Source organism: Lutibacter agarilyticus (assembly GCF_900188235.1).
In the GTDB taxonomy this organism is placed as follows: Bacteria; Bacteroidota; Bacteroidia; order Flavobacteriales; family Flavobacteriaceae; genus Lutibacter; species Lutibacter agarilyticus.
Window position 1 is genome coordinate 488,297 of sequence record NZ_FZNT01000002.1, and the last position, 13,273, is coordinate 501,569.

The following is a 13,273-nucleotide window of genomic DNA, read 5'->3' on the forward strand; positions in this document are numbered from 1 at the left end:
TGTGAATAACTGTGTAGCTGAAATGTTATATGAAGAGTTAATTTTAGGATCTTTGCTAAAGAGAATTAGTTTGATGAAATTATTTGAACTGTGATTAGTAAACCGAATAAATAGTCAGCCCAATAAAAGAGTCTTAATTTTAAAATTAAGACTCTTTTTTAGTTGTAATAAGAATTCTTCCGAAGAAAAAAGTTGAAAGACCTTAAAATAAGATCAAAAAAAACCTCATCCTAAATAATTAAGATGAGGTTTTTTGAAGTAGCTTATTACTATTTCTTATTTGAATACAATTCTAATAAATCCATAGTAGCTTTTATTAGGTCTTCAGTTTCTAATAAAATACTAAAGTAAAGCGTTGTGTTTTTAGGGCTAGATTCTGTTGTTCTAGTACGTTCAACTTGTTTTTGAGCGTAGGCAGAAACATCATTTAATAAGCCTTGCTTTTCTTCAATTATAGCATCAATTTGATCAAATGCTCTTTCATCAAAAATAGTTCTTATTTTGCCAAATAAATGGTTTAGTTTTCCATCTATCTCTTTCAATTCCTTAGCCTGATTCACTTTTAAACCTTTGTGGTTGTTGTTAATGTGTTTATGACTTACTTTAGAAATAAATGAAACAGATTGCGCAATGTCTTGTAAATCTCCAATTACATCAATATAAAATTTACTTGCGCTAATAGATGATTCGTCTAAGTTTTTAATAAAATAGAAAATGTTGTTTTGTAAATCTTCAATTTCAGTTTCTAATTTAACAACCGTATTCTTAGCTTTTTTAAGTGAAGTTAAATTTTCCTTTATTAAGCCATTAATGGTGTTTTCATTAATTTTACTTACACGTTTTAATACTTTAGAAATATTGTCTGCACTTTCTTCAATAACTCCTTTTACAGATTTACTTTCAGCATTGCTTAAGCTATCTTCAGCTTTTATTTCTTTTGATTTTTTAATGTGATTTAAGGAATTTCGAACTAATAATACAACTGCAATTAATAACAAAATAGCAATCATTGTGGCGCCTCCTAAATAAATTAAATAAGCTGCAACTCCAGAAGCAACAAATGCACTTAAGGCGGTAAAGAACCATCCTCCAATAACATTTAATACACCAGCAACTCTATAAACAGCACTCTCAGTTCCCCAAGCTCTATCTGCTAATGAGGTACCCATGGCAACCATAAACGTAACGTAGGTGGTTGATAGTGGTAACTTGTATGAAGTAGCTATAGAAATTAAAACCCCAGCAACCATTAAATTTACAGCAGCACGCACCAAATCAAAAGCTGGTAACTCATGTGTTTTTCCATGTGTTAATTCAATCACAGGTTTTTCAAATTGTTTTTCAATTTTCTGTTGAAGTGCATTAGGGATGAGTACTGAAAAATATCTTGAAGTTAAAATAGAACCTCTCACCATTATTCTCGATAAAAAAGTAGGCTCAAATCGCTCTTTTGTGTCACTTTGGCTTGATAAATCTAAAGATGTTTTTACTACATTTTTGGATTTTGAAGAAAACCATAATGTTAATACCATTACCATTCCAGCAATAAATAACAATACAGTTGGGGTAGGTACTTTTTGACCTAAAACATCCATTGCAAACTCTGTAGCAGGAACTCCAGAACCTATCCAAGCTTCATAAGATTGCCAAGCAGCAATTGGTACTCCAATAAAATTTACTAAATCATTACCAGCAAAGGCCAATGCCAAAGCAAAAGTACCAACAACAATAATAATTTTATAAATGTTAGTTTTAAAGGTTGCTATTAAAGTATAAGATAATGCAGACCATATAACAAAACTTATAGCAACTATTGAGAGTACATTGTTTTCTAAAAAATCTTTAATGGTAGCACCTCCAATAACATCAAAGCTTTGTTTGGCAATGTCTGCTCCTTTAATACCTTTCATTAATATAAAATATACAATGGCAGTTAGTGCAACTCCACCAAATAAGGCTCCAACCCAATTTGCTTTTTTCTCAAAATTAAACGATAATAATAAACGTGAAATATATTGCACCAGCGCTCCAACAGAAAATGCTACTACCACAGAGAGTAGAATTCCAAAGATAATCTGTGTAGCTTTATCAGTATTAATGTAGTTGGTAACTGTAGAAAAATCACCACCATCAGCACCAATTTTAATCAACGCAACAGCAACAGCTGCTCCTAATAATTCAAATACAATTGAAACTGTAGTTGAGGTTGGCATACCCAGTGAGTTGAAAAAATCTAGCAAAAGAATATCTGTAATCATTACAGCCATGAAAATAATCATGATATCACTAAACATAAACATACTAGGGTTAAAGATCCCTTTACGGGCAACTTCCATCATACCGCTAGAAAAAACAGCCCCGCAGGCTATACCAATACTAGCAACAATCATAATAGTTTTAAATGATACCGCTTTTGAACCAATTGCTGAGTTTAAGAAATTTACAGCATCATTACTTACTCCTACAACTAAATCGGCAACAGCCAAAATTGCTAGAGCAACAATCATTAATAAATAAATGTTATCCATTTTTAAGAATTTAAAAAAGTAAATGTAATAAGTTAATTGAATTTATACTAAATAAAAACTCTATATGTTTAAAATTCATATCTAGGGAGTTAGGTGAAAAAATTGTTAAAATCACTTTTGTGGTTTCAATTTAGCATAAAATTATTAAAGTCGCAAAGAACTAAAAGATTTATGGATCTAATGTTAACTTTACGTTAACAATAAACTTAATTTAAGGCTTAGATAAAAAGGTGAAGTTCAAAAACACCTAAAAATGTATAAATCCTTAGAAATTTTAGAAAAATATACCATTTATTGTGACTTAAAATACAATATAAATGATGGTGTTTTGATTTTAGTTCTTGGGAGTTAATGTTTTTATATTTTAATTATTAGCTGTATGTTTATGCAGTTCATTACATTTTTTATGATTAGACGACTTTTTTTTGGATTATTTTTGGCTGTACTAGCCGTTGTATTATACTTTAACCCAAACTTTAAAACCATTGCCGCAGGAGTTGCAATTTTATTGTTTGGTATGATTATGTTAGAAGAAGGTTTTAAGGTTTTTACTAAAGGACCACTTCAAAATTTACTAAAAAATGCCACTAATAAATTATATAAAAGTATTACCGTTGGTGCTACAGTAACAGCCTTAATTCAGTCTAGTTCTTTAGTTTCTGTAATCACAATTTCATTTATAAGTGCTGGTTTAATTAGCTTATCAGGTGGTTTAGGGTTAATTTTTGGAGCAAATATTGGTACCACAGCTACCGCTTGGTTGGTTGCTGGTTTTGGATTGAAAATTAAAATTTCAGCACTAGCTATGCCTATGTTGGTGTTTGGAATTATATTTTCATTTCAAAAAACAAAAGCATTAAAAGGTGTAGGAAATGTATTGGCGGGTTTAGGGTTTTTCTTTCTAGGAATTCATTATATGAAAGAAGGCTTTGATGTTTTTAAAGAATATATTGATTTAACCCAATTTGCGGTTTCAGGGTATTTAGGCGTTATTATTTATACAGGAGTAGGAATTGTTCTAACTACCATTTTACAATCTAGTAGTGCAACATTGGCGTTGATTTTAACAGCTTTAGCAGCTGGTCAGCTTGAATACGAGAATGCTTTAGCGCTCGCCATAGGTGCTAATGTAGGAACTACAATTACGGCAGTTCTAGGTTCGCTAAGTTCAAATATTGCAGGAAAAAGACTGGCAATGGCTCATTTAATTTTTAATTTGGTTACAGGTATAGTTGCTTTGGCTATTATTTTTCCATTGGCAAATCTTGTAGATTATTTAGCAAATGTTGTTGGTATTGCATCCAACGATTATACATTGAAACTAGCTGTATTTCATACCATATTTAACGTTTTAGGTGTATTGCTAATGATTCCATTTATTTCTAGGTTAGAAGCCTTCTTAATTCGTTTCTTAAAAGAAAAAGATGTAACAGCTATAAGCATTAGTACACCAAAATATTTAAATGAAACCATCTTGAATTTTCCTGGAACGGCAATTTATTCGTTGTTTAAAGAATCTAGATATTTATTTAAAAATGCCATTTTTGAAATTGTAGCCCACGGTTTAAATATTCATAGAGAAGATATTAAATCAGGAGAAAAAATCAAGAAAATCATTGAAAAATCTACTGAAGATATGGAAGTAGATGTTGAAGAGTTATATTATGCAAAAGTAAAAACTATTTATGGTGAAATTTTGAAGTACGCAACCACTGCTCAAAGCGAATTAAAATTAACCAAAAAGCAACATAAAGCTGTTACTGAAATAAAAGTCGCCAATAGAAAAATGGTTGAGATTATTAAGGATGTGCGTGAACTTCATAAAAATGTAACTTTGGCTCGAAATTTAAACAACCCCTACTTAATAAAAGAGTACAATAGCTTTAGAAAAAAAATAACCAAAGTACTGCGCGTTATTTATTTGTTTAAAGAAGATTCTGAAAAATATGCAAATCAGTTAAAGCGTTTAAAAGACGAAGCGAAAGAAAACGTCCGACAAAGTAATAAATCTATAGATAAATTAATTCGTAAAGATTTAATTTCAGCAGAGATGGCTTCATCACTTTTTAACGATTATTCTAATGTGAATGATATTAATAAAAAACTAATTGAAGTTGCTGAATTATTATACGGAAATAAGGATTCATTATTTGAAAATGGAAACTCCTAAAACAAAAAAAACGCCTAACCTTTTTCTGCTAGTACATTTGTAATTCAATATTTTTTTTACTCTTTTTTGCGCAAATACTTTGCTTAATTTTAATAAGTTAGGTTTTATTTATTTTTTAATTACATCATTTTTATAAACTTTAATTTTTAAAATAAAATCACAACAAATTAATATTGAGTTAACATTGATTTATGTTATTGAGAGTAATTTTGCGCTATTAAACATTAGTTGAAAAATGGGAGATATTTACACAGTTATGCTAATAGCTTTAACAATATTAGCTGTAATTGATTTAGTGGTTGGTGTAAGTAACGATGCAGTAAACTTTTTAAACTCAGCAATTGGTTCAAAAGCCGTTTCAGTTAAAAGTTTAATGATTATTGCTAGTCTGGGCATTTTTTTTGGTGCTATATTTTCTAGTGGAATGATGGAGGTTGCTAGAAAAGGAATTTTTGTACCTGGAGAGTTTTATTTTGATGAAATTATGATCATTTTTTTGGCTGTAATGCTTACTGATGTTTTGCTGCTAGATTTGTTCAATTCATTAGGTATGCCCACTTCAACCACAGTATCTATTGTATTTGAATTGTTGGGTGCAGCTGTAGTAATGGCTTTGATAAAAATAAATGCAAGTGATTCACAAACATTCACCGACTTAGGACGCTATATTAATTCGGAAAGTGCTTTAAAAATTATTATAGGAATATTACTTTCGGTAGTCTTTGCCTTTACCATTGGAGCTATTGTTCAATTTATTTCGAGGTTAATTTTTTCTTTTGAATATGAAAATAAGCATAAATATGTACGTATTGTTTTTGGGAGTGTTGCTTTAACTGCTATCACCTATTTCATTTTTATGAAAGGGTTAAAAGGAACTCCTTTTTACCAAGATATTGAAGGAGTTTTAGCTGGAAATGAAATGTATATTATATTCATAAGTTTTGTTTTATGGAGCCTAATTTCATTTTTTTACAGCGCCATTTCAAAGAAGAACAACCTTATTTTAGTTGTAATTATTGGTACTTTTGGATTGGCGCTTGCCTTTGCAGGAAATGATTTGGTGAATTTTATTGGTGTGCCAATGGCTGCATTTAATTCTTATGATGCTTGGTTTAAATCTGGAATTGCTGCTTCAGAATTTTCAATGGGTGTATTATCTCAAAAAGTAAGAGTTCAACCTTTAATGTTGTTTATTGCTGGAGCCATTATGGTGGTAACTTTATGGTTCTCAAAAAAGGCCCGTTCAGTTACTGAAACTGAAATTGGATTGTCAAGACAAGGAGAGGGGCATGAGAAATTTAAATCTAATTTTTTATCGCGATCAATAGTGCGTGGAACTCTTAAAATGAGTGGTGCATTTAGTTTTGTATTTCCAAAATCCTTAGGCAAAAAAATTAATCATCAATTTGAAAAACCTGTTATTCACTTAACAAAAGATCAATTAAAAAATCAGCCTGCGTTTGATTTGGTTAGAGCCTCGGCAAATTTAATGGTGGCAGGTATTTTAATCTCAATTGCAACTTCGTTTAAACTACCGTTATCTACAACATATGTTACTTTTATGGTTGCTATGGGTACATCTTTAGCGGATAGGGCTTGGGATAGAGAAAGTGCGGTTTATAGAGTTGCTGGAGTTATAAATGTAATTGGAGGGTGGTTTTCAACAGCAATATTGGCATTTGTTGTTTCGGGTACTTTTGCCTTTTTAATTCATATTGGTGGTAGCCTAGCTGTTATTGGTTTATTTGCTTTAGTTGCTTTTTTATTATTAAGAAGTTACTTCAATTATTCTAAAAAAGTGAAAGAACAAAACCAAATTAAAAAAATTAAAAGTGAAGAAAAATCAACGATAAATGATGTTATTGTTGAAAGCTCAATACATATATCAGAAGTAGTAAAAAAAGTCAACGAGCTATATGCATCCACTATTAAAAACTTGATAAAACAAGATTTAAAAAAGTTATCGAAAATTGAAAATAAGGGTAAAAATTTAAATGAAGAAGTAAATACACTAAAATCAGATGTTTTCTATTTTATAAAATCACTGGATGATAACATGATGAAAGCTAGTAAATTTTATTTATTAGTTGTTGATCATTTACAAGATATTGTTCAATCTATTGAATTTATAGGTTCTACTAGTTTTAATCACGTAAATAACAATCATAAAAACTTAAAAAAATCTCAAATAAAAAATTTAAATACAATAAATAATATTTTAACTGAATTGTTAACTCAGATAGAATCGGATTTTAGATCAAGAAATTTCGATAATTTAATTCAAATTATTGATGATAAGCAACGTTTGGTTGATAGGGTTTCACAATCTATAGAAGAACAAATTGAACGTATTAGAACCGATGAAACAAGTCAAAAAAATGCAACATTATATTTTGGTCTTTTATTAGAAACAAAAGATTTAATTCAATCTTTAATTAATTTATTGCAATTGTATCAAGAGTTTCAAATTACAAAAGAGAGGTAAATGATAAATTGACATAAAAAAAGGGAATTGATTTTATCAATTCCCTTTTTTTATGCTTAAAATATTGTTCTATTTAAAATGTTTTTCAGCTTCAAATGCTTTTGCTTTTTTCGCTTTTTTACCTGCCATATTCAATGAATATGTAACGCCTAATTCTACAATTGGCCCGTTACGCACATAAGATGTTTCTTGGTAAAAAATTTGTTCATCACTACTGTTGAATGCATTGGTGTCTAAACCTTGAATATTTGAACCAAATATATCTAAACCTCTTAATGAGAAGCTCCAATCTTCTAATTTTGTTGGCTTGTAGCTTAAGGCAGCATTTGCTATTTGATACGAATCGTTTTGACCTTGTGATGTAATGGTTGCAGATTTTATGTTGTAATCCATATTAAATTTAAATTCGTTTGTTAAGTTCAAATTAAGATTTGCTTTTAACGACCAGTTAGTGCTATTGTTGTCAATATCATATCCAAAAACCTCCCCTTTTATGCTGTAATAATATAAAGAACCACCTAAAAATAAATCGACATATTTACCTAAGTAAACATCGGCATTTATTTCACCACCAAGTGATGTAGAGTTACCAGCATTTGTGTAACTTCTAATTAAAACATTTTCCTGTAAAATGTCGTGTAAATCTGGGTTTTCAATTGCTGTTGTTGTTGTGTTTACTCTAAAAACAGCATTGTTAACACCTCGATAAAAACCAGTAATATCAAGGGTTGTCTTTCCAACTTTAGTGTCATAAGTTAATTCTACATTATTGGTGTATTCTGATTCTAATTCAGGGTCTCCAAGTACATAAACCTCGTAGTGACGACGGTATAAAAATGGTGATAATGTTGTTGCTGACGGACGGTTAATTCGTCGGCTTGCAGCTAATATCAAACTATTTTCATCAGAAACAGGATAGCTTAAATGTAGCGATGGAAAGAAATCTAGTTTTGTGCGGTCAAAATCAGATGCTCCAGAGTTGTTAAATAAGTTCAAATAATCAGTATTTGTTACGTGCATTTTTTGATCTTCGTACTCAATTCTTAATCCAACTATGTAATCTAATTTTCCGGTTTTACCTGTAAAATCAGCATATCCAGCATAAACACCTCTACTCATATCAATAGCGTTGTTTAAGTCTTTTGTAACTAAATCATTATCAAAAATAAAGTCTCCCGCAATAGCTACATTATTACTTCTAACACCTAGTTTTAATGAATTAAAATCATTGTATTTGATAGCATAATCAGCAGAAAAAATAAATCCATGAAGCGGTGTATCATCTGCCATTGAATATTGTTGCTCAACTGTTGAACCAGCAATATCAGCAATAGGATCGTAAGCGTAATTTTGATTGGTTAGTTCTCTGCTTAATTGAGAATTTTCATAAGATCCTGCAATTTTTAAATTTTTATCTTCACTAATATCTAATGAATAATCGGCATTAAACGTGTTGTATTGTCCGTATCTATTGTCAATATTTGGATTGTATATCCAGTCTTCAGAAGCAAGGTCTTTGTTAGAACCATCGGCATCAGCATAATAGTTGTTGTAAATATAGTAAGCTGCTCTTCCTCCAGTTCTGTTCCCGTAAGAATACGTAAGCGAAAGTTTGTCTTTTTCACTTAAATTGAAATCTACTCCTGCGTTTGCGGTATAATACTCGTACCATTCAGGACGCTCACCAGCAGCATCCATATGAAAATATTCACCTTCAGGATATTTTACCAATACACGCGCATCTCCAATTCTTTTTCCGTTAACGTTTCTTTTATTGTAATTAAAACCACCATAAAACGAAATATTTTTAGTATTGTACATTAAGTTGATACCACCACCATAACGGTCGTTATTCATTTTATAATCACTGTATTTATCATTAAGATTAGACCAAGGCGAACCTCCAATTAAACCATTTGCGTTTAATGATAAACCTTCAACACCATTAGTTTTAGTAGTAATATTTATAATTCCACCTTTTCCTTGTGCGTCAAAACTTGCTGTTGGAACCGTAATAACATCTACTTTGTTTACATTGTTTCCAGCAATTTGAGTCAATAATACAGTTGCGTCTATTTGTGTTGGTTTTCCGTTTAAATATACTTGAAAATTACTTGTTCCTCTTACTGAAACTTCACCACTAGGATCTACAGAAACTGAAGGTAATTTATTTAAAACATCAGCAGCAGTTCCTCCTTTAGCCGTTTCAAAATCGTTAGGATTGTATGTTTTTCGATCTATTTTTGTAGACTGAATTTTGTTTGTTGCTGTTATAGCTACTTCATTTAATGCTTCTGTTGAAGGTTTTAAATAAACGCTGTTAACAGTTACTTTTGAATCTTGTTTATTAATAACAATGTTGTTTATCGTTTTTGTGTTGTATCCCATAAATGAAATTTCAACAGTGTACGTTCCGTAAGGAATAGCAGTAGCTTTGAATTTTCCATGTTCATTTGAAACAATTCCTTGTATTGTTTTTGAAGATAAAGCATCGGTAATAACTATTGTTGCGTACGGAATTTCTTCTTTAGAATCTTTATCTAGTACCTCGCCCGAGATACTTCCTTGTTGTGCAAAAAGTGAACTAGTTGCAATAAAAATGAAAAGTGATAAGGTTTTTAACTTTTGAATCATTTTAAATTTGGTTTTTAAATAATTTGCGAATGTAACATAAATTACATTTTAATGCCATTAAAGATTGTTAACAACTGTTAATTAAGCATAAAAAAAAGGGAAACACAGTCTGTATTTCCCTTTTTTTTGTTTTGATTGTTTTTAGAAATGGATATCAAATTGTAATCTCCACATAATAATATCGTTTGCAGGATTAATATCTATCACGCTAACATCAGTTTGAACTTTTAATTTGTGTCCTACAATAAATTTTGAAACTCCTAATGTATATTGATTTTCAGGAACTTTACCTGTAATGTCTTGGTCTAATTTCACACTAGAATATCTTCCTGAAACTTCCCAGTTGTTTTTAAATAAATAGCCACTTTGAAGGTTAATTCCTTTTCCAACTTGAACAATAGCACCTGTTTTGGTTCCATCAGAATTTGTTGCAAACGGATTTTTAGCATCTCTATCTGCATATTCACCCATAAAACTAAATCCTCTGTATTTAAATATAGCGTCAACAAATACATCGTTTATATTTGTTTCATATAAACCATAATCAGTTTCCATATAAGATCCTTGGTTTCCTCTAACTCTTACAGCATTATTGTTATGGTTATAAGTTACACCTATAGCTAATTTAGGTGTAGGTTCTCTTTTTAAATCTGATCCAAAATAGTCTCCGTTACTAGTAAAATTACCAAATGGTAACAGCTCTACACGTCCGGTGTATTGAAGTCCACCTTCATTTCCTGTAGTTACGTTACGCCCTTCACCTTGTGAAATTGAAAATATTTCTCTTACTACAAAATTATTTGAAATGTTAAAGTTATGTCTTAATTGAATACCTATATCTCTATCAATATTAAATCGAGCGTTTAAAATTGAACGATCTACCATTTGCATGTTTGCTGAAGAAATTACACGCTCCCTGTTTCCTGGTAATTTAGTTTGACCGAACCAAAAATATAGATTTTTAGCAAAATTATATTTCATAACGGCGTCCATAATGATTCTAGGTGTATTTCCTGTGTACTTAGAAGTACCTGAAATATCTCTATTAGAAAGGCCTAATTCAATTTTATATTTAAGTTTTGGTGTAAAAGCAAAACCATCAAATTTTAAACGAGATCTTCGGATTAAAAAACTAGTTTCGTTAGAAGCGCCATCTTCCCACATAGAAGATGCTAAAAACTGTACTCTGGCTCCAACTTTCATTGTCCAAGTGCTATCTTTTCCCACTAAATTAAAGATACCTTTTCCAAATTTTGGAGTTTTTGTCTCTTGAGCAGTTGCAATAATACATGTAAATGCAAATACCGCAAGTAGTGTACTTTTTAATTTCATTTTAAATAATTTAATTTTAGTCGATGCAAAAGTCAATTGTATATGTTAACTAAATGTTAATTAGATGTTACTATAAAAATAACGTTTAAAAATGAAAAAAGCTACCTTTTAGAAATAAAGGTAGCTTTACATTTCAAAATTAAGTTGACTAAAACTAATATTATTTAATGAAATGTTTGTGAACTGTAGAAAAGCGCACAAGGCAAATATCAGAACTGTATTGTAATTCTATATTATGTTAGTATTATGAAATTATTAATTGTTTTACCTGTAAAATACAACCGTTTTAATGTTGTGTAAAATAGTTGTTTTGTAAAATCCAAATTTTTGAGCATTTCTGAGTGTGTCTTAAGTGCTTAAATAGCAGTTGTTTAAAGTGTTTTTTGAAAAACTTAATGTAAACTTAATGTTAAGAAAAGGTAAATTAAAGGTAAATTTGGTATTTTTGAGATATAAATAAAAACAGCTTATTCACATTAAAATTTATAAATATGAAAAATTTAATAATTGCATTTGTTTTACTTTTTAGCGTTACTGCTTTTTCTCAAGAGCAAAAAATAGATTATAAAAAAATTGACAACGATATAGTGCAGGCAACGTATTATTTTGCTGATAACAGTACCGTTGTTGAAAGAGAAGGTTTTTTTAATAAAGAAGGAAAATTACACGGAACTTGGGTTAGTTATGATGAGCAAGGAAATAAAACAACCATTGCTAATTATGAAAACGGTAAAAAAGAAGGGGTTTGGACGTATTTTAAAAAGGATAAAATAAATGTTGTAACCTACAAGCAAAATAAAATTGTAACTGTAGAAACGAAGGATCTTATTGTTAATTAAGCTCTAAGTATTACTTATACAAGAAAAGGCAGCCAATTGGCTGCCTTTTCTTATTGGTAAAATATTTAGTTGTTATTCAACAGTCCATCCTGCTCCCCAAGTTGCATAATCAGTTCCTGTTGCGTTACCATCACCAGAAATAAAATCAGCTTCAGTAAATGTAAATCCTGTATCGTTTTTCATTTTAACAGTAACGTTGTTAAAAGTAACATCAACAATTTGTAATACGTCATCTAAAACTCCTTGTCCTGTTGGGTTATTTCCAGTAGTATCACCGTCTAGATCAAATCCTTCAGCAAAATCGTTTAACACAATATTTGTGAAAATTCCTTGAGTTCCGGCTCTTAATCTAATAGCTTCACTAGCATCATTAGCGCTTACAACAGTTACGTTTGTAACTTCAGGAGCAGAGAAAAATTTAGGGCTTGAGTTGTTACCTATATCAGTATTATAACCATCACATTCAAAAGCTTTATCGTGATCTACACCGTGTTTTATGTAAGCGTTTGTAACTTTTCCACTGAAACCTTCTGTCCAGTCAATAGAATCATCGTAAGCGTTTATCACCGAAACGTAGTTGACGTTTACAGTTCCACCAAAAAATTCAAGACCATCATCTAAACCTTCAAACATTTGAATGTACTCAACAGTTGTTCCGTTTCCAACACCGTAGAATGAGAATCCATTATTTTCAGAAGAACCATCTGCCTTTCCGCCAGAATATTGTACACGTACATAACGTAAGGTTCCAGAATTATCAGCGGCATCTGATCCACCGTAAGGTAAACTTCCAATTTCAGAAGTTGAAGTACCCGTTGCAACAGAGTTGATAGGTGCTTTTCCTAAAATGATTAATCCACCCCAATCTCCAGCTTTTGGAGCTGATGAATTAGAAGTCATTACAATTGGATTTTCTTTGGTTCCGTTTGCTTCAATTTTTGCACCTTGAGCAATTGCAATATAAATATCAGATCCAGATGCTAATGCGTTGATAGTGGTTCCGGCTTCAATAGTTAAAGTAGTACCTTCAGCCATTACCAAAGCACCATTTAAAATGTAGTTATTTGTTGCTTCTAAAGCTAAATCTACAGTGTATGTTCCAGAGATGTTAATAGTTTCTCCAGTACCAGGATTGTTTCCTCCACCGTTAACGATGTTTGTTACAGAATTATCTGTGTTATTAATAATGATATCAGCAGTATCATCTTCACCGCAAGATATAAATAGCGTTGAAGCTATTGCTAAAGTTAAAAATGTATTCTTCATTGTTTTTGATTTATTTAAA

General features: G+C 30.6%; 7 protein-coding genes. 3 read left to right on the plus strand and 4 right to left on the minus strand.

Annotated features, from left to right (window positions below; genetic code table 11):
* Window positions 1-269 precede the first annotated feature (269 nt).
* Window positions 270-2,528 carry an inorganic phosphate transporter gene (locus CHB67_RS04775; RefSeq protein ID WP_089380598.1) on the minus strand — a complete coding sequence of 753 codons (2,259 nt, stop codon included), beginning with the start codon at window positions 2,526-2,528 and terminating at the stop codon, window positions 270-272.
* Between the two features lie 406 nt (window positions 2,529-2,934).
* Between CHB67_RS04775 and CHB67_RS04780 the strand changes: the two genes are divergently transcribed.
* Window positions 2,935-4,698 carry a Na/Pi cotransporter family protein gene (locus CHB67_RS04780; protein WP_089380599.1) on the plus strand — a complete coding sequence of 588 codons (1,764 nt, stop codon included), beginning with the start codon at window positions 2,935-2,937 and terminating at the stop codon, window positions 4,696-4,698.
* 235 nt (window positions 4,699-4,933) lie between these two features.
* The gene (locus tag CHB67_RS04785) at window positions 4,934-7,183 is read left to right on the plus strand and encodes an inorganic phosphate transporter (RefSeq protein ID WP_089380600.1); all 2,250 of its coding nucleotides are present in this window, start codon (window positions 4,934-4,936) and stop codon (window positions 7,181-7,183) included.
* 69 nt (window positions 7,184-7,252) lie between these two features.
* Here CHB67_RS04785 and CHB67_RS04790 read toward each other — a convergent pair whose 3' ends face one another.
* Both CHB67_RS04790 and CHB67_RS04795 read right to left on the minus strand, forming a co-directional pair.
* A complete protein-coding gene (locus tag CHB67_RS04790; protein ID WP_089380601.1) occupies window positions 7,253-9,817 on the minus strand; it encodes an outer membrane beta-barrel family protein in 2,565 nt (854 codons plus the stop codon).
* A 141-nt stretch (window positions 9,818-9,958) separates the two neighbouring features.
* Complete coding sequence (locus CHB67_RS04795; protein ID WP_176461214.1) at window positions 9,959-11,149, minus strand: porin; 1,191 nt, start codon at window positions 11,147-11,149, stop codon at window positions 9,959-9,961.
* 491 nt (window positions 11,150-11,640) lie between these two features.
* Here CHB67_RS04795 and CHB67_RS04800 point away from each other — a divergent pair, with 491 nt between their 5' ends.
* Window positions 11,641-11,988 (plus strand): toxin-antitoxin system YwqK family antitoxin, encoded by a 348-nt coding sequence (locus CHB67_RS04800; RefSeq protein ID WP_089380602.1) that lies wholly within the window; start codon window positions 11,641-11,643, stop codon window positions 11,986-11,988.
* A gap of 72 nt (window positions 11,989-12,060) precedes the next feature.
* On the opposite strand, the gene CHB67_RS04805 is transcribed toward CHB67_RS04800, so the two are convergent.
* The gene (locus CHB67_RS04805; RefSeq protein WP_089380684.1) at window positions 12,061-13,254 is read right to left on the minus strand and encodes a multidrug transporter; all 1,194 of its coding nucleotides are present in this window, start codon (window positions 13,252-13,254) and stop codon (window positions 12,061-12,063) included.
* Window positions 13,255-13,273 lie beyond the last annotated feature (19 nt).

Coding starts and splice junctions, on each gene's coding strand:
- CHB67_RS04775 (WP_089380598.1), bottom strand. CDS start 2,528: ATGGATAACATTTATTTATTAATGATTGTTGCTCTAGCAATTTTGGCT.
- CHB67_RS04780 (WP_089380599.1), top strand. CDS start 2,935: ATGATTAGACGACTTTTTTTTGGATTATTTTTGGCTGTACTAGCCGTT.
- CHB67_RS04785 (WP_089380600.1), top strand. CDS start 4,934: ATGGGAGATATTTACACAGTTATGCTAATAGCTTTAACAATATTAGCT.
- CHB67_RS04790 (WP_089380601.1), bottom strand. CDS start 9,817: ATGATTCAAAAGTTAAAAACCTTATCACTTTTCATTTTTATTGCAACT.
- CHB67_RS04795 (WP_176461214.1), bottom strand. CDS start 11,149: ATGAAATTAAAAAGTACACTACTTGCGGTATTTGCATTTACATGTATT.
- CHB67_RS04800 (WP_089380602.1), top strand. CDS start 11,641: ATGAAAAATTTAATAATTGCATTTGTTTTACTTTTTAGCGTTACTGCT.
- CHB67_RS04805 (WP_089380684.1), bottom strand. CDS start 13,254: ATGAAGAATACATTTTTAACTTTAGCAATAGCTTCAACGCTATTTATA.